The organism is Pseudidiomarina donghaiensis (genome assembly GCF_900116895.1).
Taxonomy (GTDB): Bacteria; Pseudomonadota; Gammaproteobacteria; order Enterobacterales; family Alteromonadaceae; genus Pseudidiomarina; species Pseudidiomarina donghaiensis.
Window position 1 is genome coordinate 1,090,592 of sequence record NZ_FPCF01000001.1, and the last position, 26,616, is coordinate 1,117,207.

The 26,616-nt window shown below is 46.0% G+C and carries 26 protein-coding genes and 4 tRNA genes; 6 read left to right on the top strand and 24 right to left on the bottom strand.

What is annotated here, in order from left to right; translation table 11 throughout:
* Positions 1 to 74: 74 nt before the first annotated feature.
* The 9 genes from prc to BM334_RS05350 all read right to left on the bottom strand — a co-directional run bounded on the left by prc (position 75) and on the right by BM334_RS05350 (position 8,740).
* Positions 75 to 2,132: a carboxy terminal-processing peptidase gene (prc, locus tag BM334_RS05310; protein WP_092838850.1), complete on the bottom strand. Its 2,058-nt coding sequence runs from the start codon at positions 2,130 to 2,132 to the stop codon at positions 75 to 77.
* 12 nt (positions 2,133 to 2,144) lie between these two features.
* Positions 2,145 to 2,822 (bottom strand): RNA chaperone ProQ, encoded by a 678-nt coding sequence (gene proQ / locus BM334_RS05315; RefSeq protein ID WP_092838853.1) that lies wholly within the window; start codon positions 2,820 to 2,822, stop codon positions 2,145 to 2,147.
* Positions 2,812 to 3,105, bottom strand: a complete 294-nt coding sequence (locus BM334_RS05320; RefSeq protein WP_092838856.1) for a hypothetical protein — start codon at positions 3,103 to 3,105, stop codon at positions 2,812 to 2,814. Before BM334_RS05320 ends, proQ begins: the two co-directional genes overlap by 11 nt.
* A 14-nt stretch (positions 3,106 to 3,119) precedes the next feature.
* On the bottom strand, positions 3,120 to 3,584 hold the full coding sequence (gene msrC / locus BM334_RS05325) for a free L-methionine (R)-S-oxide reductase MsrC (RefSeq protein WP_092838859.1): 465 nt from the start codon (positions 3,582 to 3,584) through the stop codon (positions 3,120 to 3,122).
* 6 nt (positions 3,585 to 3,590) lie between these two features.
* Positions 3,591 to 3,887: a YeaC family protein gene (locus BM334_RS05330; protein WP_092838862.1), complete on the bottom strand. Its 297-nt coding sequence runs from the start codon at positions 3,885 to 3,887 to the stop codon at positions 3,591 to 3,593.
* Complete coding sequence (locus tag BM334_RS05335; RefSeq protein ID WP_092838865.1) at positions 3,888 to 4,217, bottom strand: hypothetical protein; 330 nt, start codon at positions 4,215 to 4,217, stop codon at positions 3,888 to 3,890. It lies immediately after the preceding gene.
* 124 nt (positions 4,218 to 4,341) lie between these two features.
* Positions 4,342 to 6,027: an alanine/glycine:cation symporter family protein gene (locus BM334_RS05340; RefSeq protein ID WP_092838869.1), complete on the bottom strand. Its 1,686-nt coding sequence runs from the start codon at positions 6,025 to 6,027 to the stop codon at positions 4,342 to 4,344.
* 59 nt (positions 6,028 to 6,086) lie between these two features.
* Positions 6,087 to 7,217 (bottom strand): M14 family metallopeptidase, encoded by a 1,131-nt coding sequence (locus tag BM334_RS05345; protein WP_092838872.1) that lies wholly within the window; start codon positions 7,215 to 7,217, stop codon positions 6,087 to 6,089.
* A 77-nt stretch (positions 7,218 to 7,294) separates the two neighbouring features.
* Entirely contained in the window at positions 7,295 to 8,740 is a 1,446-nt protein-coding gene (locus tag BM334_RS05350) for a glyceraldehyde-3-phosphate dehydrogenase (RefSeq protein ID WP_055437920.1), read from the bottom strand.
* A gap of 145 nt (positions 8,741 to 8,885) precedes the next feature.
* On the opposite strand from BM334_RS05350, the gene pyk reads away from it, so the two are divergent.
* Entirely contained in the window at positions 8,886 to 10,322 is a 1,437-nt protein-coding gene (gene pyk / locus BM334_RS05355) for a pyruvate kinase (RefSeq protein ID WP_092838875.1), read from the top strand.
* A gap of 37 nt (positions 10,323 to 10,359) precedes the next feature.
* Here the strand turns inward: pyk and BM334_RS05360 are convergent, their stop codons facing one another.
* Genes BM334_RS05360 through BM334_RS05370 form a run of 3 tightly spaced genes read right to left on the bottom strand, consistent with a single transcriptional unit; the run spans position 10,360 to position 13,183 of the window.
* The gene (locus tag BM334_RS05360) at positions 10,360 to 11,229 is read right to left on the bottom strand and encodes a DUF6279 family lipoprotein (RefSeq protein WP_126801827.1); all 870 of its coding nucleotides are present in this window, start codon (positions 11,227 to 11,229) and stop codon (positions 10,360 to 10,362) included.
* A gap of 24 nt (positions 11,230 to 11,253) precedes the next feature.
* Complete coding sequence (locus BM334_RS05365; RefSeq protein WP_092838881.1) at positions 11,254 to 12,081, bottom strand: LytR/AlgR family response regulator transcription factor; 828 nt, start codon at positions 12,079 to 12,081, stop codon at positions 11,254 to 11,256.
* Between the two features lie 4 nt (positions 12,082 to 12,085).
* Entirely contained in the window at positions 12,086 to 13,183 is a 1,098-nt protein-coding gene (locus tag BM334_RS05370; protein WP_092838884.1) for a sensor histidine kinase, read from the bottom strand.
* A gap of 162 nt (positions 13,184 to 13,345) precedes the next feature.
* Here BM334_RS05370 and BM334_RS05375 point away from each other — a divergent pair, with 162 nt between their 5' ends.
* Positions 13,346 to 15,127: a M61 family metallopeptidase gene (locus tag BM334_RS05375; RefSeq protein ID WP_092838887.1), complete on the top strand. Its 1,782-nt coding sequence runs from the start codon at positions 13,346 to 13,348 to the stop codon at positions 15,125 to 15,127.
* On the opposite strand, the gene BM334_RS05380 is transcribed toward BM334_RS05375, so the two are convergent.
* From BM334_RS05380 to BM334_RS05390, 3 genes are all read right to left on the bottom strand, one after another.
* Positions 15,072 to 15,908 (bottom strand): M23 family metallopeptidase, encoded by an 837-nt coding sequence (locus tag BM334_RS05380; protein ID WP_417664173.1) that lies wholly within the window; start codon positions 15,906 to 15,908, stop codon positions 15,072 to 15,074. The two genes, BM334_RS05375 and BM334_RS05380, sit on opposite strands and share 56 nt — an antisense overlap.
* Positions 15,909 to 15,945: 37 nt before the next feature.
* Positions 15,946 to 16,839 carry a 6-carboxytetrahydropterin synthase gene (locus BM334_RS05385; RefSeq protein ID WP_092838891.1) on the bottom strand — a complete coding sequence of 298 codons (894 nt, stop codon included), beginning with the start codon at positions 16,837 to 16,839 and terminating at the stop codon, positions 15,946 to 15,948.
* 64 nt (positions 16,840 to 16,903) lie between these two features.
* The gene (locus tag BM334_RS05390) at positions 16,904 to 17,578 is read right to left on the bottom strand and encodes a LysE family translocator (RefSeq protein ID WP_092838894.1); all 675 of its coding nucleotides are present in this window, start codon (positions 17,576 to 17,578) and stop codon (positions 16,904 to 16,906) included.
* 64 nt (positions 17,579 to 17,642) lie between these two features.
* On the opposite strand from BM334_RS05390, the gene BM334_RS05395 reads away from it, so the two are divergent.
* Positions 17,643 to 18,560: a LysR family transcriptional regulator gene (locus tag BM334_RS05395; RefSeq protein WP_177215008.1), complete on the top strand. Its 918-nt coding sequence runs from the start codon at positions 17,643 to 17,645 to the stop codon at positions 18,558 to 18,560.
* Here the strand turns inward: BM334_RS05395 and BM334_RS05400 are convergent.
* From BM334_RS05400 to BM334_RS05440, 9 genes are all read right to left on the bottom strand, one after another.
* Complete coding sequence (locus BM334_RS05400) at positions 18,523 to 20,022, bottom strand: FMN-binding glutamate synthase family protein (RefSeq protein WP_092838900.1); 1,500 nt, start codon at positions 20,020 to 20,022, stop codon at positions 18,523 to 18,525. The two genes, BM334_RS05395 and BM334_RS05400, sit on opposite strands and share 38 nt — an antisense overlap.
* Before the next feature lie 185 nt (positions 20,023 to 20,207).
* Positions 20,208 to 20,294 (bottom strand) — tRNA-Leu (locus BM334_RS05405).
* Between the two features lie 40 nt (positions 20,295 to 20,334).
* Positions 20,335 to 20,408: transfer RNA gene (locus tag BM334_RS05410), tRNA-Cys, on the bottom strand.
* 8 nt (positions 20,409 to 20,416) lie between these two features.
* A tRNA-Gly gene (locus BM334_RS05415) sits at positions 20,417 to 20,491 on the bottom strand.
* 79 nt (positions 20,492 to 20,570) lie between these two features.
* The gene (pgsA, locus tag BM334_RS05420; RefSeq protein ID WP_092838903.1) at positions 20,571 to 21,119 is read right to left on the bottom strand and encodes a CDP-diacylglycerol--glycerol-3-phosphate 3-phosphatidyltransferase; all 549 of its coding nucleotides are present in this window, start codon (positions 21,117 to 21,119) and stop codon (positions 20,571 to 20,573) included.
* A 15-nt stretch (positions 21,120 to 21,134) separates the two neighbouring features.
* Positions 21,135 to 23,000: an excinuclease ABC subunit UvrC gene (gene uvrC / locus BM334_RS05425; protein WP_055437908.1), complete on the bottom strand. Its 1,866-nt coding sequence runs from the start codon at positions 22,998 to 23,000 to the stop codon at positions 21,135 to 21,137.
* Complete coding sequence (locus BM334_RS05430) at positions 22,993 to 23,652, bottom strand: LuxR C-terminal-related transcriptional regulator (protein ID WP_092838906.1); 660 nt, start codon at positions 23,650 to 23,652, stop codon at positions 22,993 to 22,995. Before BM334_RS05430 ends, uvrC begins: the two co-directional genes overlap by 8 nt.
* Positions 23,653 to 23,793: 141 nt before the next feature.
* Positions 23,794 to 24,585: an acyl-CoA thioesterase gene (locus BM334_RS05435; RefSeq protein ID WP_092838909.1), complete on the bottom strand. Its 792-nt coding sequence runs from the start codon at positions 24,583 to 24,585 to the stop codon at positions 23,794 to 23,796.
* 313 nt (positions 24,586 to 24,898) lie between these two features.
* Positions 24,899 to 24,990, bottom strand: a tRNA-Ser gene (locus BM334_RS05440).
* A 221-nt stretch (positions 24,991 to 25,211) separates the two neighbouring features.
* On the opposite strand from BM334_RS05440, the gene BM334_RS05445 reads away from it, so the two are divergent.
* From BM334_RS05445 to BM334_RS05455, 3 genes are read left to right on the top strand one after another with little or no spacing between them, the layout of a single operon-like run.
* Entirely contained in the window at positions 25,212 to 25,889 is a 678-nt protein-coding gene (locus BM334_RS05445; protein ID WP_092838912.1) for a Bax inhibitor-1/YccA family protein, read from the top strand.
* Between the two features lie 25 nt (positions 25,890 to 25,914).
* Positions 25,915 to 26,271, top strand: coding sequence for a DsrE family protein (locus BM334_RS05450; protein WP_157981860.1), 357 nt, complete (start codon positions 25,915 to 25,917; stop codon positions 26,269 to 26,271).
* Positions 26,268 to 26,615, top strand: a complete 348-nt coding sequence (locus tag BM334_RS05455; RefSeq protein WP_092838918.1) for a DsrE family protein — start codon at positions 26,268 to 26,270, stop codon at positions 26,613 to 26,615. The genes BM334_RS05450 and BM334_RS05455 overlap by 4 nt, the downstream gene beginning before the upstream one ends.
* Position 26,616: the final 1 nt, after the last annotated feature.

The following is a 26,616-nucleotide window of genomic DNA, read 5'->3' on the forward strand; positions in this document are numbered from 1 at the left end:
AATCTAATTTTTATAATTATTTTAACGATAAAAAAGCCGCTTAAAGCGGCTTTTTCGTCACAGTGTGTCGCAGTTTAATTCATTGCAAGCTTCTGCGCATCAATCATCGCAAAGCTTAAGGCCATGGTCTCTGTCAAATAAGGATCCGCAAGCTCTATATCTTCCGGAATATCCTCTGCAGCTTCCACTGGCTCCAACCCTAACCGCTTTAATCGCTCATTTGCACGGGCCAGTTTTTTCGCTTCTTCTTCAGCCTGTTCAGCTTCACGCTCAGCAAGCACTAAACTGACCCAAGTGCGATCTTTCTGCGCTTGATAGTCGGCAATATCCTCAAACACGTACTGAAATTCCGGGTTGTCTTGAATACGTTTATTGAGAGTTTCTTGCCACTTTGTAAAACTATCGACGGCAACAGTGCTTGTTGTCTCGTAATTCGCTGCAGGTAATTGATCCCATGGTAACGCGTTGTCTTGGCTGCTTTCACCAAACTCTTCAGCATCAATAACCGAAGGCATGATTAAATCAGGACTCACACCTCGTAACTGTGTGCTACCGCCGTTAATACGATAGAACTTGGCAATGGTAAATTGAACGCTACCTAGCTCATTGTCGTAGTTATCAAAAGGATACATCTGCAAAGCGCGATGATGCTGAACCGTGCCCTTACCATAGGTATTTTCGCCGACAACTATTGCACGTTGATAGTCTTGCAAAGCTGCAGCGAAAATTTCTGAAGCTGAAGCACTGTAACGATCGACCATGACGACTAACGGCCCGTCATAATAAACTTTGCCATCACGGTCGCCATTGATATCGCGGCGTTTGCGGTGATCTAAAATTTGAACCACCGGACCTTTATCAATAAATAAACCGGTTAAAGAAATAGCTTCAGACAGCGAACCCCCTCCGTTACCGCGTAGGTCAATGACAATGCCCTCCACGTCAGCTTGTTTGGCTTCGTCGATAAGCTTTTTGGTATCGTCGGTAAGACCGTTGTAAAAACCTGGAATATTAATCACGCCAAGTTTACGCCCCGCATAATCGCCCGTTTCGGGTGACTCGATTTCTAATTTAGCCGCGCGGTCTTCAAGTTTGACCTTGTCGCGAACAATCGCAATTTCTTTCGGTGCTGTACCGGCACTTTGATTTGCTTTCAAAACCTGTAACCGAACAGTTGAGCCTTTCGGCCCTTTAATAAGCTCTACAACCTCGTCTAAGCGCCAACCCACAATATCAACAAAATCATCGTCACCCTGCGCGACGCCAACAATTTTATCATCGACTGCAAGGTTGCCATTTTTATCCGCAGGGCCACCAGGTACAAGGCTACGTATCACGGTATAATCGTAATCGGCTTGCAGCACGGCACCAATTCCCTCGAGTGATAAGTTCATGTTCTGCTGAAACCGTTCAGCGTTGGCTGGCGACAAATAACTTGTGTGCGCTTCAACACTGCGCGCAAATGCGTTCATGACGGTCTGGAACACATCTTCACTGTTGGTTTGCGTTAATCTTTTTAGAGCACTGTTGTAACGCTTACCTAAAGTTTCAACCACTTCAGGCCAGCTTTTGCCTGTCATCGATAAATTCAAAGCATCGTATTTTACCCGTTGACGCCAAAGCTCATCGAGTTCCGCTTGGTTTTGCGCCCATGGCGCATCTTCGCGTTGGAAGTAATATTTGTCATCGGCTTTGGTAAAGTCGAATGGTTGCTCCGCATCAAGCAGTGACAATGCGTAGGTATAACGCTCAAATCGACGTTGCAGTGATTTGTCATACACGGAATATGCAGCATTTAGCTTACCGGTTAAAATCATATCGTCGAATAAATCGCGATATTCGCCTGCTTGATCTACATCTTTTTGCAACAAGAACATCTTATTGTAATCAAGCATATCTAAATAACGGTCTAGAATTTGCGCCGATAATGCATTGTCGAGTTGCATTTGCTTGAAATGATCGCGGGTGAAGAACCGAGCGACGCGGCCGCTTGCAACGCCATGCTGCTCTTCAGGTTGCAACTGTGGGAGCTCTTCAGGCGTGTGTGCTGGAGGAATTGCGATAGCTGTAGCACTGAATCCAACAGCTACACTAATCGCTAACGCAAATTTAGACATCGCTCGCTTCGTCATACTTCACTACTCCTATTTCGTGACAAAAACTGCGCTTACCTTCACTTTGACCGTTAAACCATTTTGAAGTTGCACATGAATATCGTCACGATCAATTTCGGTAACTTGACCGGCTACTGGCACTTTGCCTGCTTTCACTTGAACTTGCTGCCCTATCTGTAATTGGTCGTGCTGAGCTGCGGTTAAATTAACAGACGGCTTTGTTGCCTTAGCCGTACCTGTTGAATGGCGTTTAGCTGGGCTTTTCGCTCGTGCTTTGCGCGCCGCAGAAACATTCGCTTTTGGCTTGGCGTTATTATCACTGGCAGGCTTAGCGGCCGCCTGCTGTGCCTTTCGCTTTGTTGCTGCGCGCTCTGCGGCAGCAGCTTTCGACTCAGCCAACGCTTGCTCAGCATGTTGTTGATGATCGCCTTCAATAATACCGGCTTCAGCACCATCAAGATCAACACGCACGGCACCAACTTTCACTGCTCGTAGGTAACGCCAGCTATTGGTGTAGTGTCTCAATGCAGTACGAATACGGGTTTTACTTACTGTTTCGTCGTCTTTTAAACGCTCAGCTAACTCTTCAAAAATTCCAATTTTTAGCGGCTTCGCTTCACCTTCAAGCGAAAAGCACTCAGGGAATTTTTCAGCTAAATAAGCTATAACATCTTTGGTATTCGTTAACTTTTTAACGTCAGTCGTCATCGTCATTAAATTCCTGCTGACGTACGTCAGCTAGTTGATCCATTATGTAGGCTTGCATTTCATCGCTATCAAGAGCTAATAACTCTGGATTTTCTATCCACTCAAATAGCGTCCGTCTTACTACTTCTTCTAATTGTTCCATTGTATCGTCAGGGTCACTGTAATCGACAATATAATGCAACATTTCATTCATTTGGTCGGTTGCGGCCTCTTCGTCACCTTCAAAAAAAGCCATATCGCCATAGCTGACCAGGTAAGCATAAATATCGAAATCACTGTACATGTGTGATATCTACCCTATGCTGGCCAGTTTAAGGTTTCAATAAAGCGACCTATTTGACTTAACCCCGCCGCATCTTCTTCGCTGAACCGCCCTACCGTTGGGCTGTCGAGGTCAAATACCCCAACCACAACGTCATTCACGATTAACGGCACAACCACCTCAGAGTTTGAGGCTGAGTCGCACGCAATGTGCCCCGCAAAATCATGCACATCAATAACGCGTTGCGTAGTGCGCGTTGCCGCTGCGGTACCGCAAACGCCTTTACCGAAGGCAATACGTAAGCAGGCTACTTTCCCTTGAAAAGGCCCTAAAACAAGAGTGTCAGGCTCACGAGTTAAGTAAAACCCCACCCAGTTCACATCTGCTAATGTGTCGTAAACTAATGCTGATAAATTGCTTAAATTAGCAATGAGATCAGGCTCGCCAGCTGTAATAGCCTTGGCTTGTTCGAGTAGCAAATTATAATCAGTGTTATTCATAAACAGCTACGAGCTCGCTTCTTGATTATTGTTTAAAGGAAAGCTTGCGATTGTTTGTTCGCCTTTTATGTCAGCTTTCATTGCGCGTTTTGTGCGGGTTACCAGCTGGCCGTCAGATCCAATACGGAAAGCTTCTTCAGAGGGGCGGTATTTTGCTTGATACGCCATAACTAACTGAATGCAGTGTTCGCGTTGTTGCTCAGTTAACTTTGCCCCATCAGGCCACTTACCTAATTCAACCGCCTGAATAAGCCGTTCAAAGGTTTCTGGACTAATGGATGACACCAAATCATTAAACTGCATTTATCGCGGCTTCCTTTTAATCAAGACTAATCTGACGCGATTGACAATAAACCAAACCACGCCAACTATCATCAAGCCGTAAGCCGAGTTAGCTTGCCAACTACCCGGTAACGGCTGTTGAATAAAATAATAAGTAAACGCTGCAATAGCGATAAGCAAGGCGAGCATAGACTGACCAATAACTTTTTCGCGCTTGGCCATCATGACACGATGCCACTCGCGATCACGTTCTTCAGGCGTCAAACCAGTTAATTTAAAGTCACAATGTGGGCAGTTGGTTGCTTTGTCAGACACCCGCTTAGAGCACGAAGGGCATTGAATAAGCGCCATGTAAACCTCGGTTACGTCACAGTAGAATAGGCAATATAAGGGATCTGGCCGGAAATTCAAGCTGTGTAAGGGTTTTAAAAAAAAACAAACCCGCCGAAGCGGGCTTGTTCGATGAGGTATTCGCTTAATCTTTCGCGCTTTTTTCTTTATGCTCAGCGTCAAAATCTTGCCAATAAGCTTTGACCGTATCTTTCATTTCGCGCCGCAATAACACAATACCTAGCAAGTTCGGTAGTGTCATCAGCACAATGGCGACATAAGACAACGTCCATACTAGCGTGGTGTCTGCAAACGAAGCCACAAAGAAGCCAGCAACGTAAATAATTCGATACGGCATGACCCCACGTTGGCCAACTAAATAAACCACGGCACGGTCGCCATAATAGGACCAAGCAATTGCCGTTGAGAAGGCAAATAACAGTAAGCTAATTGGAATAATGTATTCACCTGGCTGGCCTAAGAAGCCCATACTAAAAGCTTTAGCGGTTAATGCCGCAGAATGTAGCAAGGAATCCCCGACAATAACGATATCTTCTTTCTTGAGCTGCCCATTTTCGATGCGTAGCACACCTGTGTATGGGTCTTCGCCAGCAACAATAAAGCGCACGTTTTCGGCAACAGAACGCGCGTGCAATAAGGTGTAGCCATTACTCACCGCTTTACCGTCGCGCACTGTAATACTGCCTGTGAATTTTTCGATGGTATTCTGCTCGGTACCATTTAAGTAATGATAGAGCGCCTCGCGGTCTACTTCATTCGCATCAGAATAGTTACCAGCCACAATTTCTAGATCAGTACGCGAAAAGGTGTTTTCGTGTTTCTGTGACCAAACCCCAGAGGACAGGATAACCAAGCCGGTTAAGGTACAGATAATAATGGTGTCGATGAATGGCTCAAGAATTGACACCATACCTTCAGACACTGGCTCATCTGCGCGTGCCGAGGCATGAGCAATGGGCGCTGAACCCTGCCCAGCTTCGTTTGAGAACAAGCCACGGTTAACGCCACGGTTAAACGCATACGCAAAGGTTGCACCTAAGAAACCACCTGTGGCTGCAGAACCAGTGAATGCATCGGTGAAAATAGCGGCAAATGATGGCCCGATTTGGTCAAGGTTATACAAAATAACACTCAGCGAGCCAAGCACGTACAGCACACCCATAATAGGTACAATTTTTGACGTTACCGCGGCAATACGCGTAATACCGCCAATAATGACCAAGGCTAACAAGATAGACAGCACACCACCGACAACCATGGGCTCGAAGCCAAAGCTCATTTCCATGCTCTGTGCAATGTTGTTAATTTGCGGCATATTACCGGTGCCAAACGAGCTAATAATCGTGGCAATGGCAAAAATCACCGCCAACCACTTCATGTTTAAGCGGCGGTCCATGTAATACATGGGGCCACCGGCCATGGTACCGTCTTCGGTTTGTACGCGATATTTATGCGACAAGGTCACTTCAACAAACTTGGTCGTCATACCCAAGAATGCGGTAATCCACATCCAGAATAGAGCCGCTGGGCCACCAAGGAATATCGCTAACGCAACGCCACCAATGTTACCCGTACCGACGGTACCAGAAAGCGCGGTTGATAACGCTTGAAAATGGCTGGTATCGCCTTGCGCGCCCTTTTTGGTGAACTTGCCAGTAACGACTTTCCAGGCATGACTGAAAAATCGAATTTGCGGAAAGCCTAGGTAGAGTGTGAAAAATAAACCTACCCCCAAAAGAATATACGGGAAGTAAGCTGCTGAACCTAAGTAGCTGTCAAGCAGCAATAAAAAGTTGTTAATCGCTTCCAAGGTGTCCCCCTTGTGGAATTATTATTGTTGTTGTTCGCATTTAACCTAGCTTGCGCAGCTTAACTGCGCAAGCTATTTGCGATACCGTATATTGCGCTCAATACATCAGCACCGAATTGTTGACTACGGTTTGCCGACCAACCAAAGTCGACATCAGGCAAGTTCGCATTATCTTTGAATGGCATTTCCAAAGTAAATGCTAAACAGTTAAAGCGCTCGCTGACTGCGTTGCTTGCCACGGTTAAATTAGCTTCGCCTGGCTTATCAACTTCGTACCCGTGCTCGACTTGGAACTCTGGTGTAATCGATAAAAGAATTTGTTTAAACTTCTCACCCACTTGGTGCATTTCATCTGTGTAACTAGGCACCCCTTCGCAACCGGCTAAGAAGTTGTAAGGCAAGGCTTCGTCGCCATGTACATCTAGATAAAAATCGACGCCAGTTTCTTGCATTGCTTGCAGCACATAATAAACTTCTGGGCTTTTTTCTAAAGTCGGTTCAGCCCATTCGCGATTTAAGTTCACACCCACCGCATTGGTGCGTAAATGGCCGCGAACACTGCCGTCTGGGTTCATGTTTGGAACCACATAAAATACGTTACTTTCTAGCAGCTTGCGCGCGGTTCCGTCTTCGTCATCTAATAATCGACTGAGCAAGCCCTCAATAAACCACTCCGCCATTGACTCACCTGGATGTTGTCGCGCGGTTATCCAAATTTTCTTCTTCTGGTCATCGGGTTCGCCAATAACCAATAAATTCATGTCGCGACCATCTAAAGTTGGCCCCAATAATACGTGTTGGCATTCAATGGATTGCTGCGCCCATTGAATTAAGTCTTGATGACGCTCATACGAGTATGGCGTGAAGTACGCGTAATAAACGCTTTCTTGATCAGGAGAGTGACGAATGATCAGTTCTTTACCATTGAATTCAGTCGGTACACGAAACCAGTTTTCGCGGTCGTACGAAGCTAGCGCGGCATATTCTTTCCAGCCGTCTGGGTATGCTGATTGGCCGGCGTTGTTTATGTGCATAACATGTTCAACGCCCGGTTCGCCATATAGTTTGAAATGAAACCATTGGTAAAAATCTGATTGATTATCTTTGCGAATAGCTAATTGAATATTGTCGGGTGTATTGGCTTCAATGACTTCAATGTTACCGCTGTCAAATTGGGCAGTAATAAACATGAAAGCTCCTTGTTGTTTTGTTTTTATAAAATACGGGAAAAACAAAAGCGCCTAATTAGGCGCTTTTGTGAAAGGAATTACTTAGGCAGGTTCAACAATTGCTGACCAGCCATTTGTTCAGCAACACGAATAACCTGGCAGCTATAACCAAATTCATTGTCGTACCAAACATAAAGCACAGCGCGGTCTTCATCAACAATGGTTGCTTGTGAATCAACAACGCCGGCATAACGTGAACCAACTAAGTCAGTTGAAACAATTTCAGTTGACGCTGTGAAGTCGATTTGAGCCTGTAACTCCGAGTGCAAAGCACGATCTTTCAAAAAGTCGTTTAAGCCTTCTTTGCTCGTCGCTTTGTTCAAGTTCAAGTTCATAATTGCCATAGAAACGTTCGGCGTCGGAACACGAATTGCGTTACCCGTTAGTTTGCCAGCTAGCTCAGGTAATGCTTTCGCTACCGCTTTTGCTGCGCCTGTTGAGGTCAGTACCATGTTTAATGGCGCTGAACGGCCACGACGTTCGGCTTTATGGTAGTTGTCGATTAAGTTTTGATCGTTAGTGTATGAGTGTACGGTTTCAACGTGACCATTACGAATGCCGTACTCGTCATTGATCACTTTCAATACTGGAGTAATTGCATTGGTGGTGCAGCTAGCCGCACTTACAATTAAGTCTTCCGGCAAAATATCCGTGTGATTCACACCGTAAACAATATTCTTAATGTCACCTTTTGATGGTGCAGTTAACAATACTTTCTTCACACCTTTAGATTTTAGGTGCAAACCTAAGCCTGCTTCGTCTTTCCAAATACCGGTGTTGTCGATAACGATGGCATCGTTAATGCCGTATTGCGTGTAATCAACTTGGTCTGGGCCATCGGAGTAAATAACTTTAATACTGGTACCGTTGGCTTTAATTGCTGAGTTTTCATGGTCAATAGTAATAGAACCATTGAACGGCCCATGAATTGAGTCACGACGCAATAAGCTGGCACGCTTTTCAAGGTCGCCATCACGCCCGCCACGGACAACTATGGCGCGTAAACGCATTTTGTTGTTGCTACCATTACGCTCAATAAGCAAGCGCGCCAATAAGCGGCCAATACGCCCAAAACCATAAAGAACGATATCTTGTGGAGCAATTTCATCGGCTTTGTCGACAATATCAACTAATTCGCGCTGCAAGTAGGCTTCAATGCTATCGCCCTTGCCTGCGTCTTTGTGCAAGTAATTAAAGGCTAGTTTACCAAGGTCAACGCGCGCCGGCGCTAGTTTCATTTTGCTCAGTGCTTCAATAAATGGGAAGCTTTCGCGCAAGCGTAATTTTACACCTTCATGGCGACGAATCAGGCGGTGTGCCTTGATGATATTAATGGTATCGACATTCAACAGAGAGCGTCCGTAAACCAAAATTTCTACACCATAGTTGCGATACAGACGACCAATGATTGGCTGCATCATCTCGGCATATTCTTGGCGCTCCTGCCAACTCGCTAAGGTTATATCCTGTTGCTGATCACTCATGAGGTTACCTTTATGTTACGTAAATTTAACGGTTGCATGAAAATTGGCGGCTATTGTACTTAATTACGTCGCCAAGCGCTAGATTGACTGTAACTGTGCTGACTGCATGGTATAATTTGGACACACAAAACTGAGGAGTAAAATCATGTTACGGCGCACAAAAATTGTTACCACACTTGGCCCAGCTACTGATGATCCGAAAGTGCTTGAGGCACTAATTCAAGCCGGTGCTAATGTGGTGCGATTAAACTTTTCCCACGGCACTGCTGATGATCACAAACAGCGAGCTGCCAATGTGCGCGACATTGCTTCTCGTTTAGGCATACATGTTGCCATACTCGGCGACTTACAAGGTCCAAAAATTCGCGTCGCCAAGTTTGAAATTGGCTCTATTATGTTAGATGTCGGCGACGTTTTTGTTCTTGATGCTGAATTAGACAAACATGCTGGAAATCAGCAGCGCGTTGGTATCGACTACAAGGAGCTACCGCAGGATGTCAGCGAAGGCGATATTTTATTGCTCGACGATGGGCGGGTACGCTTAAAAGTAGAAGATGTTTCAGGTTCGCAAGTCACCACAACAGTAACGGTTGGCGGTCGGTTATCAAATAATAAAGGCATCAACCGACTTGGTGGCGGGCTATCAGCCGCTGCACTAACTGAAAAAGACTACCAAGATATCGTCACTGCGGCAGAAATTGGCGTCGACTATTTAGCGGTAAGCTTTCCACGCAGTGGTACCGATATTCACGAAGCTCGCCGTTTATTGCGCGAAGCTGGCGGTCGTGGTTCGCTGTGTGCAAAAATTGAGCGAGCCGAGGCCGTTGCTACCGATGCAGCACTTGACGACATTATTCGCGCCTCAGATGCCGTTATGGTGGCGCGCGGAGACCTCGGGGTAGAAATTGGTGACGCACAACTAGTTGGTAAACAAAAACGTATTATTGAGCGCGCCCGGCAATGCAACAAAGTAGTGATCACGGCAACGCAAATGATGGAATCCATGATTGAAAGCCCTATGCCGACTCGGGCTGAAGTGATGGACGTTGCCAACGCCGTGCTTGATGGCACCGATGCGGTCATGTTGTCAGCGGAAACTGCTGCCGGTAAGTACCCTGTGGCGACTGTGAAGGCCATGGCCGAAATTTGTCTTGGTGCTGAAACGCACCCAAGCGTGACCATTGATAAACATGACCTTGATGAAACCTTCACATCAATTCAAGAGGCAACGGCTATCACCGCAATGTACGCAGCGACCCACCTAGCTGGTGTAAAAGCCATCATTGCACTGACCGAGTCAGGCTCTACGGCGAAGTTAATGTCACGCATTAACACTATTTTGCCAATATTCTCATTATCACGTCATCCTGAAAGCCGCGCTCGTTGTGCGCTTTATCGTGGCGTGTACCCTATTGCCTTCGACTCCACCAAAAGCGAGCCACATCAACTGGTGTTTGATGCGATTGAAGAGATTAAACTGCGTGGCCATGTAGTACCCGGCGACTTAGTGATTCTTACTCATGGCGATGTCATGGAGACTGTGGGTTCAACCAATACTTGCAAAATCATTGAAGTAAAATAATACCGAGCTGATTACAAGAGTATTCCGCGGACTTGTGTTAATCAAGTCCGCGTTCTTCGAAGAACAAAGCCAGCTCGTTACAATCTTCAATATACTCGTCTAGCTTAGCGACAATTCGTTGACGTTGTTTGTTGGTTAAGGATTGATAAAGGTCGTGCATAAGCGCCATAGTTAATTCGCGGTTATGCGCAACCCGTTCAGCCAGCTCAGCCGAATAAAGCGTATCTGAATTAAATAACAACTGATTGAGTAGGGTCGGAAATTGCTTTAAATTTCGACGTTCATTGAGTGCCTGCAAGAAACCACCATGCCATTGAGCCGTATAAGCAAGCCAAAGTTCTCGCGTTGGCAAACGCTCATCGCTCCACTGATTCAACAAACGCTCCTGCACCGGTGTTACGCGTCGCAACCAATTTTGCGCGTTTTTTCTTGCCCGTTTTCGAAGTTGCGCTTGACGCTCATCGGACGCTACCGCCTCGGCTAGCTCCTCACGTTCTTCAGCTAAACGTTTTGCCAACTCAACTTCTATTTGAGCAAGTTGGGCATCGGTTAAATTCGGCAACAACGTCAATGCATAGGGTTCTATGCCAGTTAACATTCGCTGCCATGCCATAATAGCGATGTCGTAGGTTTCGGCAATATCGGCTTCAGTTAAGCTTTGGGTCGCAATTTTATCGCGCAAAATTTGCAGCTGTTCAGCATAAAAAGGAAGTTCGTTAGTGGCGTGCCAGTGGTGTAATTCGGTAATTGCAATATCAACTTGTTGCTTTTGAGCATCATTCAGGTCAACAAATTTGTTAAGCTCCCACTCAACGAACGTATCTGCGAAACGATAACCGATTTGAGTTGAGCACGCTGTTAAAAACAGCGCAATGCTCGCTACAAAGAGCATCCTGGCATAACGCATAACCTTCCTTCCCTATTATTCGAACTACGAATTTAGAATAAGTTTCTTAATGCGATCTTTGTAACTGCGGCTGACTTTGAGTTCTTTACCATTGCGCAGAATTAAATGATACTCACCATTTTGGCGGCTACAGAGTTTTTCAACGTGCTCCATATTCACAATGGCAGAGCGGTGTATACGTTGAAACCGCTGTGGGTTGAGTTCTTCTTCAAGCTCTTTCATTGTCCGCCGCAAAATATGCGTTTCATTGCTTGCGTGAATACACATGTAATCGCCAGCTGCGTCTACCCACTCAATTGAATTGATAGCCACCCGAGTAATTTCGCCGCTTTCTTTTATCGCAATGTGCTCAGGATAACGAGCAACACCGACATCATCACCGCTAGCTAAACGCTTCAATATGTCCTCGCAGTCTTCACCAGTCGCATCTGCTAATAGATTTAATATACGCTGCTGCTGAACTTTCTGTTCACGTGCCGCTAAACTTTTTTCAATTCGTTGAATACTTTGGCTTAAGCGCTCGTTATCTACGGGCTTTAATAAATAATCAATAGCGCGTACTTCAAATGCTTTGATAGCGTATTGATCATAAGCTGTCACGAAAACAATCAAAGGCATCTTGTAGCCATGTGATTGCACTTCGCGTAGTAGTTCAAACCCATTCATACCAGGCATTTGAATATCAAGAAAAACGAGATCGGGTTGCTCACTACCAATTAACTCAAGTGCTTGGCGCGCACTTTGGCACTCTTGCAGCACTTCTATTTGCTGAAATTCTTGTAAGCGAACGACTAATCCGCGTCGAGCAAGTGACTCGTCATCGACAACTAAGGTTCGAATTTTCTGGCTCATATATTTATTCAACCTGCTCTAACGGAATGCGAATTTCAATGCGTAATCCACGCGGTTCGTTGTCTGTTAATGTAAATGAGTAATTCTTTCCATACAAGGCTTGTAATCGTTCGCGAGTGTTTGCTAAGCCAACCCCACCTTTTGACGATAGCGAGTCAAGTGGCTTTGAGCAGCCTGGACCATTATCGCTAACGCTTATCAACAAATCTTCACCAAAACGGCGAGCGGAAATGATAATTTCGCCACCCTCTTCTACTTTTGCAATGGCATATTTGATTGAGTTTTCTATCAGCGGCTGTAGAAATAAACTAGGAACCAAGGCTTGTTTTACATCATCGGCCACATCAATCGTCACCTTTAAGCGTTCGTCAAATCGTACTTTCTCAATATCCAAATACAATAGTAAAGCTTCAAGCTCGCGCTCTAACGGTATTTTCTTAATCGGTTCGTTATCTAAACTAAAACGCAAAAACAAACTTAGTTTCGACATCATGCGATTGGCTAACTCGTTCTCTTTCACCAAAATCAAGGTCGAAATTGCATTTAAAGTGTTAAACAAAAAGTGTGGATTAAGTTGATAGCGCAGCATTTTTAGTTGCGCTTGGTGGGCCATTGACGTCGCCATCAAGGCTTTTTGTTTTTCGTCTTGTAGCATCTGATAATACTTAATACCGAAATACAAGCCGCTCCAACTTAACAAAATGTAAAATTTCGCGATAGTATTTTTAAAGTAGAACCAGTGACTGTCTGGGCTAAAACCAAATTTATAGATTTCCCAATAAGTGGCGTTATCGACGACCGCCCACAAAGCTGCGGCGACATAACTAGCCGCTAACACCACCACAATTAATAACCACGGACTAGCATCCCATATACGACGGTACAAATACCGTAGCGGAACGGTTAATAAGAACCCTGCGTATGCGCCAAGAAGCAAAATCAACGCATAAATGTCGCGCATTTCATGCATCAACGAGCCGATATAATGCACGAGGGCATAACCGCTCCAACCGGCTACCTGAAGTACCCAGAAAAAACGATTGCGGTCGTCAAGCAGGCCTTGCCAATGTGATAGCAAATTTTCGCGCCAAGTTTTCTGCATAAACGGCAAATAGCCTCTCATATCAGTAGAAATATTATGAGTTATTATACCGATAAGCGCTCACTAAATAACACGCTTCATCGCAATGCAAGCGCTATATAGCGCGCTGAAGTCATGCTAAGCTATTTAACAAACGCTATTGTTGTATTCACGGGGACGTATATGTTGCATTATCGAATTTGCGTGCATGACGCGAAGGCTCATGTGTTTGCAGTCACCATCGAAGTACCAATCACTCAAGCAGAACAACCGTTAACACTTAGCTTGCCAGCATGGATACCCGGCAGCTATATGATTCGTGACTTTGCGAAAAACATTACGGCACTGCGCGCCGAAATGGACAACGCCCCTATTTCAATACAACACCAAGACAAACAAACTTGGTCGCTGGTTCCACCGCGCCGAGGCATGCTGTATGTCAGCTATGAGGTTTATGCTTTTGATCTGAGCGTTCGCAGCGCTTATTTAGATCAATTTTGGGGCTTCTTCAATCACTCAAGTTTATGTTTGCAGGTACAGCAGCTAGCGCAAGAGTCATGTCGTGTAAGCATAGCAAGCCATCTTCAGTGGCAAGTTGCAACAGGTATGAAACGCCTGCAAGGTAAGCACTTTGGGCCCGGTGAGTTTGAAGCTGACAATTACGAAGCCCTCATTGATTATCCAGTATTAATGGGTAATTTAGACATTCACGAGTTTATTGCTGGCGGCGTAAAACACGCATTAGTTTTTGCCGGCCGGCACTATGGTGACGTTGACAGAATTTGTAGTGATTTAGCCACTATTTGCGAACGCCAAATAGAAATATTTGGTCACCAGCCGCCGTTTTCTGAATACTTATTTCTGACCATGGTCGTGGGTAAAGGTTTTGGCGGGCTCGAGCACCGTAACTCCACCGCGCTAGTTTGCAGTCGTAAAGACCTTATCCTGCCAGGTAAGCGCTTGATTGATAACGATTACCGCACGTTTTTAAGCTTATGCAGCCATGAATACTTCCATAGTTGGAATATCAAAACTCTTAAGCCTAAAACCTTTATCCCTTATCGATTAGATCAAGAGCACTACACTGAGCAATTGTGGTTTTACGAAGGCGTTACATCATATTTTGATGACTATGTATTGCATCAAACCGGTTTAATTGATGCGAATACCTACTTAGCCTTAATTGGTGAAACCTTGGCCCGGGTGCAACGTGGCGTAGGCACTGACCGACAAACAGTAACCGAGTCTAGTTTTCATGCATGGACCAAGTTTTACAAACAAGATGAGAATTCACCAAATACAATCGTGAGTTACTATGCAAAAGGTGCGCTTATTGCGTTATGTCTGGATTTAACCTTACGTATCCGATCAACGCATCAGGTTACATTAGCAACGCTGATGCACGACTTATGGATGCGCTACGGTAAAACTCTTGAAGGCACTGACGATGACAGCGTGATTGCGTTTGCGCGGGAAACCTATCAAATTGATTTAGAGCCTTTTTTACATCAAGCGCTTTATACCACCGCCCCATTGCCTACGGCTGAATTGTTAGAGCAATTTGGCGTAACAATTAAGCGTGACGCGCCCAGTGACGATAATAGCTTTGGCGGCAAGGTAGCTCCAAGCAAGCAACCTGTTGCACTAGGTGCGAAGTACAAAGGCAGTGCACAAGGTTTAGAGTTACAAGTCGTGTACGCCGACGAAGCCGCACATTTGGCTGGTTTGAGTGCGAATGACCGTATTATTGCAATTGACCACTTACAGGTTACTGATGCCAACGTACGAGAATTATTTGAGCGCTATATTCCAGGCGATACAGTGACCGTACATGCGTTTCGACGCGATGAATTAATGACATTATCGCTGACTTGGCAACAGCCAAAACTAAATAACCATATTCTGACAGTTAGCGATCCGCAGCTGGCACAGGGTTGGTTGCAGCTTCCGAAAAAAACTCAATAGCTAAAGCTGGGTCAAGACGTTCATGGCGCCAATTGATGCGCCAATCGAGGTGTGGCCCAGTGACACGCCCTGTCGCTCCTATTTCCGCAATACGATCACCCTGTTGTATTTCGTCACCAACCTGAACGTGCAATTTATGCAAATGAATATAGGTGGTGGTGACGCCATAACCGTGTTCAATAATTAGTGTACCACCAGAATAAAACAAGTCGTTTTCGGCAAGGACTACCTTTCCTGCCCACGGAGCAAATACAGGGGTGCCGGTCGGCGCCGCAATATCTAAACCAAAATGGGGGTTGCGTGGTGTGCCATTAAAAATACGCTGACTTCCATATACGCCACTAATACGGCCCGCCGCTGGCATTTTTATCGGCGCTAAAAAGTCTGCACGTTGACTATTTGCATTATTACGGGCAGCCCAGACCTTGGCCGCTTCTTTTCGGGCTCTGGCCTGCTGTTCAGGGTCAGGAGTCACAGTTTTCTGTGGCACACCATCAACCCGATCAATGTTGTATTTGCGCGGCTTTATGTCAATAACTTGCGTTAACGTTTGGCCATTACGGCCAGTAATAACTAATGATTGTGGGCCGCTTACGTCGCGGCCAAAACCAAACACAACGTGGCCAGAGTCGGTTATTGGCAACGGGTTACCATTAAGCTCAACAGCAGCAGCATGTTCTAATTCGCCAATAAGTAAACCGCCCGATACATGGGCCCCAGTTAACGTTATTGTGGGGGCTTCCGAGCTTACGGGTGCAGCAGCAAGCGTAAAACTAGCCATGGCCACCGTCAGCACACCAAACATGCGTATAACTTGGTTAAGCATAACCAATTGCTCCCTTCCCTACGCCTTCAAAGCCAGTAACCTGCACAGCATCATTGGGGTGTTCTTGTTTAATACTTTGCGCTAAGTAACTGGCAATACATTCCACGGTTGAATCGGTTGGAATGGTATAATTCTCCGCCACTGGCACTAAAATTTCAAATAGCCCCTGATCGGCCGTATAGCTATATGCCATGTGGGTTTGCGTTGTCACCATAAGGTTCTTCTGAGCAAATACTGGTGACAGCTGCAGTTGTTCTATCACCGCGAGATCTTCTTCTGAACCCAAATAAATATCTTGCCAAGTTTGCGCCCACTGCTGCTCTAAATCGGCGTTGCGTTCACCGTTTAAGGCAACATATAACCGTGAACGATGGCCGTGGGCAATACGTTGACAATTACCATCATGTTTTTTTAAGCCGTGAGTATAGTGATAAAACGCGCCAGGAATTTCTTCGGCACGTAGTTCTAAGGTAAGCCCCTGCACGTTCTCAGGCAGTTCACGTTTTATAACTGCACGCAAATAGTCGGTAACGCTTTGCATCGTTACTTGCTGGGCATCTATAAACGCAAAGGCGTCCGCCGGACAAAACAGATGTATTGAACGTTGATTCGGGCGCAAAAAGTCGACCCAGTGGCTATTTCCATCGTCGTGATGGGTCACGTTGGTGTAAGGATGCTCAGCGGGTACCGCAAGCTTATGGTCAACTGCGTCGTCAATAATGCGCTTGATTTGCTTTTTAACACGCCCAAAATCGAGCACCATGGATTGTTCGTTTAACGAGCCGTCTAAAATGATATCAACGATCCAACTTTCGCCAACCATGCCGCGTTCAGGGCAAAGATAAGAAAAATCGATAACGGTTAAATCGTTTACAAATAACTGCATTGGCGTCTCTGAAAAATTAAATAATTAGCAATAAAATTAACGGCAAGTATACCACTACCGCGCGCTAGACGATAATTTTGATTAGCACCAGCCAGTCATAAATTAGTTTCAAGGCTAAACCTAAAAGCGCAACGCCCATGGCCCGATCAATCCAATGGCTAATTGCCCATAAACGATTTAAAAATGGCGGCCAAGTGATCAATGTTGCTAACAGCAAAAACCAAGCTGCTGTTGCAATCGCCATATAGACGCCGTAGCCCACTTTAATCAAAGTTGGTGTGCTTGGGGCGATAACGGTACTAAACAACGCCAGAAAAAATAGCGTGGCTTTGACATTCAACCCATTGGTTAAGAAACCGATACGAAAAGCTTTGCTGGCTGGCAGGCTAAGGTTTTCAGCTTGGCGAGCGCCGGCGCCTTGGTTTGCTGGTGCTGCGTGTGGTTGCGCTTGAATAGCTTGCCACCCTAGCCAACCTAAATAACCTGCACCAAGCAATAGTAAACTGCCGTAAACCCACTGATAGCGATGAATAACCAAAGCGACACCAAGCACCGAATACGCCACGTGTAAGAAAATACCGGTACCAATTCCCAGCGCGACCCAGCGCCCGGTATGACGGCCATAGCTAATACTGTAACGCGTGGTTACCGCAAAATCGGGGCCGGGGCTTGCCACAGCAAGAAAGTGTAATGTAGCTATGGTCAAAAACTCACCCAAATAAATTGATAAATTTTCCATTCTGATTTACTTTTAGTTAACTGTTAGGCGGTTAAAAATTAAAAATAACAATGAGATGAAGCCCATGGCACAAGATAAAAGCCCTTCCCTAAATGCATTACGTGTGTTCGCCGTAGCGGCTCATGCTGACTCTTTTAAACAAGCGGCTCAGCAACTTGGTGTGTCACAGTCGAATATTACGCGACAAATACAAGCACTTGAAGAACAATTAGGTACACGATTGTTTCAACGTGATAATCGCGTTCACGCGCTCAGCGCTGCCGGTGAAGTTCTTGCCCCTGACCTATTACGTATTTTTCGGGAGCTTGATCGGGTTGTTGATCGCGCTCGCTCGGTGGGTGACAGTGAACTAACAACCTTGCGCATAGCGGTCCCCGAAAGCTTTCTACGTTGGTGGCTAAGCCGACGCTTGGCGGAATTTTACGCTTTATACCCGCATATTCAGGTGCAATTTCAAACCGTTGAATTATTTCCGCAAAGCCATGGCCAAGCGACCTTGTGCCAACAATTAGCCCATGAAGAAATCGATTTAGCCATTCACTACGGTGCCCTACGCGATAAGGCATTGCACAGTTCTGTACTGTATACCCCAACCTATATTCCGGTGGCGCAAGCGAGCAGTGAAAAGGCCTTGGCTTCACGTTTATGGTGGGTTGACAGCCACGCACCGTATTGGCGTCAATTTAAAAAGGCCCAGGCCCATTTAGCTCGTCAATTAACCTTACGTCACGTTAGCAGTTGCAACATCGCGATTGATTTAACCCATGGAACCGATCATCTCACCTTAATTGATCAGTTGTTTCTTATGCATCCACAGTTACAAGGTTATGTGAAGCATACCGAGTATCAAGTAAGCCTACCCGAAGCTATGGTGGCAAGCTACAAGCAACGAGCGCGCCAACCATTGGCACTGGTCGCCTTTCATAAGTGGCTTGATGCGCGCCTTACGAGTTCTTTGGCGGGTAACGCTCAGCCAAACTAATACTGTCGCCGGTATGGGTAACGACCCGCGCGTGACGTCGGTTTAATTGGCGTGGGTCTGATACGCCGCACGAATGCGCAATAATATTCACCCCATACTCTAAAAATTTATGGTAGTTGGCCACTCGAACACTTTTATCAGTCGGGTCTAAACCGCGCTGCAGGTCTCTGTCATGTGTAGTGATACCTGTTGGGCAGGTGTTTTTGTTGCACTGCATGGCCTGAATACAACCTAGTGAAAACATGAAGCCGCGCGCAGAAACGACAAAATCAGCACCAATTGCGATAGCCCATGCAACGTCTGCGGGGGTGATCATTTTCCCTGACGCAATCACGCGAATACGTTCTTTTAGGCCAGCCGCCGAGAGTTTATCAACCAAAATAGGCAAACTTTCTGAAAGCTTAAGCCCAACATAGTCCATTAACGGTTGCGGAGCCGAGCCTGTGCCACCATCCGCACTGTCAAGGGTAATAAAGTCAGGTGCACAGTGGTGCCCTCGCTCGTTGATAGCCGAAACTAATTCATCTATCCAATTAGGCTCACCCATCACAAACTTAATGCCCGTTGGTTTGCCAGTGATACCGCGCACACGCTCAACAAAATCAAGTAATTCATGGTTGTTACTTATTTCAGGGTGCCGATTCGGTGATATTGAGTCTTCCCCCACCGGAATACCGCGAATTTCTGCAATCTCTTGGTTTACCTTTACACCTGGCAATATTCCGCCTTTACCCGGTTTAGCGCCTTGGCTAAGTTTAATTTCAAACATCTTTACTTCACGTTTACTGGCAATATCACGCAGTTTACCCTCGTGTAACTCGCCTGATGAGGTGCGTACGCCATACTTCGCTGTGCCTATTTGAAAAACAACATCGCAGCCACCAGCAAGATGATAAGGGCTAAGACCACCCTCGCCTGTATTCAACCAACAATTTGCAAGTTTTGCGCCTTTTGACAACGCAGTAACGGCGACGGGTGAAAGTGCGCCATAGCTCATGCCAGAAATATGAAAATAACTGGTGGGAGAATACGGCTGTTCACAGTGAGGCCCAATGGTGACCGGTTCTGGTTGGGTTTTCTCCTCTTCTTGATGCGGGTATGCACTATTGGCAAAAATAATGGTGCCATTCTTAGTTAAATCGCGCGTTGAACCAAAAGCCAGCGTACGGTCAGCATTTTTAGCTGCCCGATACACCCAGCTTCGCTGCGCACGATTAAAAGGCATCTCCTCTCGGTCCATCGCATAGAAATATTGCCGAAAAAACTCACCGAGGTGCTCAAACAGGTACCGAAAACGGCCAATGACTGGGAAGTTTCGGCGTATGGTATGCCGAGTTTGGTGTTTATCCACCACATACATCACGCCAATAGCAACAACGCCAATAATGAGCGCCAAAATAAACAAGGCAACCAACCATTGTGCAATCGTCAATAATGTCGACATCCAACCATTCACTTCCATGACTTGTTCCTTTTGCAGTGAAGAGAAACCTATATGTGCTTAAGTGTAGATACAACATATAAAAATCCTTCGCCAAGTGCGAGGGTTTTCGTCAGTATAAGGAATTGTTCTGCGCACGAAGAGGCGCACGTTGCTAGCTAAAACAAATGTTGCTTGAAAATATACTTGAAGGTAATTCGAGGAAGTGGTGCCCGGGGCCGGACTTGAACCGGCACGCTGTTACCAGCGAGGGATTTTAAATCCCTTGTGTCTACCAATTTCACCACCCGGGCACTTCTATAACAAGGCTCAGACTTTCGACTTCATTCTCAATGGAGGCGGGTCCCGGAGTCGAACCGAGATCCACGGATTTGCAATCCGCTGCATAGCCATTCTGCCAACCCGCCATTGAGTTTGGAGCGGGAAACGAGATTCGAACTCGCGACCCCAACCTTGGCAAGGTTGTGCTCTACCACTGAGCTATTCCCGCGTCCAGTGCTTGCGCATTCTACTGTCTATTTCGGCAAGGTCAACGACTTTTTTAACTGAAAGCGTTTGTTTGGCTATTTTTAATCCACTTGGCTTAAATCTGACCAAGCAGCGCGCAAATATTCAACCATCGACCAAACCGTTAGAACAAAGGCAATATACAATATTATTGTAGCTGTGACGACAATAAATGTATTTGCTTCCCAAATTAACCCGCCAATGGCCACCATTTGTGCAATGGTTTTGTATTTGCCAATGTTAGACACTTTTACTTGTTCTTGTCGGCCAATTTGCGCCATCCATTCGCGCAAGGCGGAAATAACAAGCTCGCGACTAATAATGACCAACCCTGGAATACTAATCCACCAGCTTGCGTAGTCTTCAACAATGACGACCAAAGAAGCCGCAACCATTACTTTATCGGCCACTGGGTCTAAAAACGCCCCGAACTTGGTAAATTGGTTAAATTTCCGCGCCACCCAACCATCTAAAGCATCTGTGAGGCCAGCGATTAAATACACAAAGGCCGCCCAAAAGTGCGCATCGGGCCATGGCTGATAATAAATGATTAGAAAAACCGGAATTAACGCAATTCGAAAGATCGTTAAAATGTTTGGCACATTCCACATCAGGTCTATTTTCCTCTATTCGTCGCGAAATGCGTGATAAATAGTTTCCGCAAGTTCACGACTAATTCCTGGTACGGCGGTAAGTTGGTCAATACTAGCTTGTTTTACCTCCTGTAATCCACCGAGATTTTGCAATAATTTCTGCCGCCGCTTCGCCCCAATGCCTGGAATATCTTCCAAACGTGATGAACGACGCACTTTTGCGCGACGTTGCCGGTGCCCAGTAATGGCAAAGCGGTGCGACTCATCGCGAATATGTTGCACCAAGTGCAAGGCTGCGGCGTCGGCGGCCAACGGAACCGTTTGATGACTACCGGCTAAAATGAGAGTTTCTAAGCCTGGCTTACGCGACTCGCCTTTTGCTACGCCTATAAGTAGTGGCGCACGAACGCCCTGCTCATCGCCCCAGTCATTGAAGTAGGCCTCGGCTTGCGCCAATTGGCCCTTACCCCCGTCAATAAACAAGATATCGGGTATGGCGGCTTTTCCTTCGGCGCTTAATAAAGCAGCGTCAAACCTGCGTTGCAGTGCTTGTGCCATAGCAGCATAATCATCGCCCGGAGTAATGCCCTTAATATTAAACCGGCGATAATCTGACTTTTTCGGCCCTTGGCGGTCAAACACCACACATGAGGCCACAGTTTCTTGCCCCATGGTGTGACTAATATCAAAGCATTCCATACGCTGTACGGGTTTTTCTAGGTCGAGTACTTGTTCCAGCTCGCTCAAGCGCAACAGCATGGTATTCTCTTGGTTCAGTTTGCTTTCTAAAGCATTCAGCGCATTTTTTTGGGCCAGCGTTTGGTATTGCTTTCGTTCACCGCGTACGTTGTGAGTCATTCGTACCTTTTGCGCTAACGCTTGCTCAAGTACTTGCAAATCGTGTTCAGGGTCAAGTAGCTGCGCGGCATTGGATTCGGGCAATATAATTTCACGCGGTAGCGAGCGCCCTACTTTATCGTTCAAATAAAATTGCAGCATAAATGCCAATAAAACTTCGCTGTCTTCGGTATTTGCGGGTACTTTCGGAAAATAGCTGCGGCTACCTTGAATGGCTCCTTCACGAATAAATAGCATATGCACTGCGGCAATACCGCCGCGCCGCGCAAAACCGATGACATCCAGTTCTTGCTGATTACCAGTGACGGCATTGCGTTCCTGCACTTTACGCATGGCAGCTATTTGGTCACGAAAGCGTGCAGCACGCTCAAAGTCCAACGCCGTGCTGGCTTGTTCCATACGCGTCACTAATTGATCAATAACCTGCTGATTTTTGCCCTGTAAAAAAGCCTTGGCTAACTCCACTTGTTCTTGATATTCCGCATCGGTGCAATAACCTTCTACACATGGCGCGAGGCAGCGTTTTAGCTGGTACTGCAAACAAGGTCGGCTACGTGCTCGATAATAGGCATCTTCGCATTGTCGAACCGGAAATATTTTTTGTAACAAGCGTAGGCTTTCTCGCACGGCCACCCCACTTGGAAACGGACCAAAATAATCGCCCTTTTCACGCCGGGTTCCGCGATGAAAAGCCAACCGTGGATGTTGATGGCCGCTGACAAAAATAAACGGGTATGACTTGTCGTCACGCAATAAAACGTTATAGCGCGGCCGGTATTTTTTTATGAAGTTATTTTCAAGAATAAGCGCTTCAGCTTCGGTATTGGTGACCGTTACGTCCATCTGCGCAATTTGTTTGACCAGGGTTTGGGTTTTCGGAACATCTATGTTGCTGCGAAAATAGCTACTTACACGCTTTTTTAGATCTTTTGCTTTGCCTACATAGATAACAACACCGTCAGCATCATACATGCGGTATACGCCAGGCTGATGCGTCAGGTGTTTTAAAAACTCTTTTGCGTTAAATCCCGTATCAGTCATATCCCTGCGGTATTTCAATTTCAACAAGCCCTGATTGTATCGCAAGATGCGTTAATTCAACATCTCCAAGTACCCCCAGTTTTTGAAAAATTCGATACCGAAAGGTATTTACGGTTTTACTACTAATATTTAAGTGTTTAGCAATATCCACCACACGAATACCGCGCCCTAGCATTTGGGTCACTTGCAGTTCGCGCTCACTCAATGATTTCATCATACGGCGATAATCATGCGTGCGTGGGTTCTTTGCTAAATACTCTGCAACAGCACTGGCCACATACATCTGTCCTTTACTGACATTTATGCAAGCGGTTTCAAATTCCGCGTAACTTGCATTGGACAACAAAAATGCGTCTACCGTGTGCGTATTACACTGAAAATCTAATACATCTTGAAAATTTTCAGCCCATAAAATGATCTGAAGATCATTAAACCTGCGGTGTAGTCTCCGCCAACTTTCTATGGTTCCATCACCTGCAAGTCGACTCGACAAAATGACGGTTGCGAACGGATGAGTTTTCACCTCGTCACGCAATTCGTTAAATGTCGAAACGCTTGCGACCACGCGATACTTTTTACTGCTAGAGCTTAATGTTGTGTACATACCTGAACGCAACAAGTCGCCCGGAATAGCTATAATAAAGTCGGTCATGACGACACGTTCCTTGTGAGGTTATTCTTGATAAAGGAGTTATCAAGTGAGTTAAGATATGACTCATTCATGAGCTTTTTTCAACAACTTTTTTCAGCATTTACAGCAAGATACAGAAATATCTTACAAGTTGATCGTATTTCACCCAAACACGGTCACGGTTTGTCGGCTTATGGCGACTAATTCTCCAGCCTGATCCCAAATGTGTGCATGGGTGTGACCATAGCCATGTGCTGCATAATCAATGTGCGCCACATATTGCCACCAATCACTGCTTTGCCGTTGCGGATTCAGCGGCTCTGGGAACTCAATGGTCCAAGTTAATGAGCTGGCAGGCGCTGGTTGGCTCAAGTGAGGTAGCAGCGCTGGCGGCCAAGCGTCCACTAAGCCAAGTAAATAACCGATGTTCATTGGGTTACTCTCGGTGCAAAAGCGCATCCACCCCCCAAATTCGCGTGACTTATTGCCTGTAAAGGGTAAGCCCCCGACAGTTACGGCATAATCGAAATGGTGGGTAAACTCTGGCATTAACGCGACCTTGGGAAATGGTAAGCCCTGCTCCCTTGGCGGCACGTGCGCTACCGGCGTGTCGGTAACCGTCACGGCCGACTCACGCGTACGGCCGTAACTAGCAAGCACAGAAAGCACCACGTTATCGCCTTGAATAATTTCTGCAGCAATTTGAGTGACATTTTTACCTTCGCGCAATAACCGCCGCCGCAAAATGGCTTGGCCAGGCTGCACAGGTGCAACAAAGGACACCGTAAACGAACGCAAATCCTGCTCATCTGAGGCTCCATAATGAATGTGCTGCCAGGCAATGGCCGCGGTTAAACCACCAAAGAGTGCACGGCCTTGACCCCACCCCTCGGGCAGTGAAATGGTTTGTTCGGCGGCGGGTGTGATTTGTGTGAGAATTTCAGAAAACAGCATAAGCCCCTCAAAAAGTCAAAAGCGATATTAGCTATTGGATATCAGATATTAGAAGATCGTTTTTTATAGATTAAGGGATACCATAGCACTGGTCTGATGAGTAGCCAATATTTAGAACTGCGAAAACGATATTAGCCGTTAGATATTGGATATTAGAAGATCGAGAGCGATATTGCCTATTAAATAGCTGATATTGGAAAGGATGTATCGGGTATTTGTTTTTTGCTGATATCTAATATCCAATAGCTGATATCTTATTTCGCACTACGCAGAACGAGAAAAGCCCGCTCAAATGAGCGGGCTTTTGGAAAAATGGCGGAGAGAGAGGGATTCGAACCCCCGGTGGGCGCGAGCCCACGCCTGATTTCAAGTCAGGTGCATTCAACCGAACTCTGCCATCTCTCCGCAGTCATTAAAGCTTGTTGCCTCAAGACGAAGCGAATGATAAAGAGCTAAAACTCCGTTGTAAAGTAAAAATTTAAACCATTTGGTTCGTTTGCTGTCATTTTATACAATCAGGGCAATAATTCGCTTGAAAGCATTGCCTTGAGTACCCATTTATAGGGTACACTCTCGGTACACGACTTGTCGTTAGATAGGTTTTTGAGAACAACACGGAGAACTACATGAGTAACCAAGCTCACATTTCGACCACTCAACGTGGTGAGTCAGTATTACAAACCAATAAAGTATTGCGTAATACATACATGTTATTGGGTCTTACGCTAGCGTTCAGCGCCTTGACAGCGTTTTTGTCAGCAAGCATGGGGTTACCTCACCCTGGCTTTATTATTACGTTAGTCGGTTTCTACGGTTTGTTGTTCTTGGTTCATAAAACGGCAAACAGCGCGATGGGCTTAGTCTCTGTATTCGCGTTAACTGGTTTTATGGGCTACACCCTAGGCCCTATTCTTGGCATGATTAGCGCTATTGGGCCAGCTGGTGACCAAATCATCATGACCGCTTTAGGCGGCACCGCGCTTATTTTCTTTGCCTTGTCAGCTTATGTATTAACCACCAAAAAGGACATGTCGTTTTTGGGTGGCATGATGATGGCGTTATTTGTGGTGTTAATTGTTGCCTTCATTGCCAATATCTTCCTTAATATGCCAGCTTTACAGCTAACTCTGTCTGCTTTGTTTATTTTATTCTCAGCGGGTGCCATTTTAATGCAAACCAGCTCGATTATTCATGGCGGCGAGCGTAACTATGTATTGGCGACAGTGACTTTATATGTCTCTATCTACAATATTTTTATTAGCTTAATTCAAATTCTATTGGCTTTTGCTGGTGGTGATGAATAACAGCCAACCTATGTAAGGAATACGCGTGGCGCGACTTGTTTTAGCTTTACACGCTGCTCCGGCAGCACCCGCCCCCGCACAAAACCGCAGCCTGTTAGCGTTTAAATATGCACAGGCTGCGCTTGTTTCTGGGCACCAAATAGACATGGTTTTCTTTTATGCGGACGCCGTTTTGCATGCCTTTACTAGCAATGAAACTGCACTGGTTGACGACTGGGTGCAGCTATCACAGCAGCATGATATTCCCTTGGTTATTTGTAATACGGTGGCTGAACAACGCTATTCAATGGCAACAGACGCGCTTATACCGCCGTTTCAAAATGGCGGACTGACCGAGTTCGCCATGGCTGCTGCGGCGGCTGATCGGGTGGTTCAGTTATGAGTATGGCAATCATACAAACTACCGATGCAAGCTCGCCACAAGCAAAGCTTGGCCAAGACATGTTGTTAGCCCTGGCGAGTTTAGATTTAAACCCACAATTGGTGCTCAGTGGTGATGGTTTGCGCTTATGGCTACGCAGCGAAGCAAACAGCAGCGACGTTCAATCATTGCATAAACGCTATGCCATGCTTGAGCTATTTGACTGCCCTGCGCCATGGGTGAATGCCGACGAATTAGCAGCACACGGCTGGCAATCGGGCGATTTTATTGCTCACGTTGAGGTACTTGATGCTGACCGTTGGCGTGACAAAATCCACAGCCTGAGCAACACGTTGGTTTACTAAG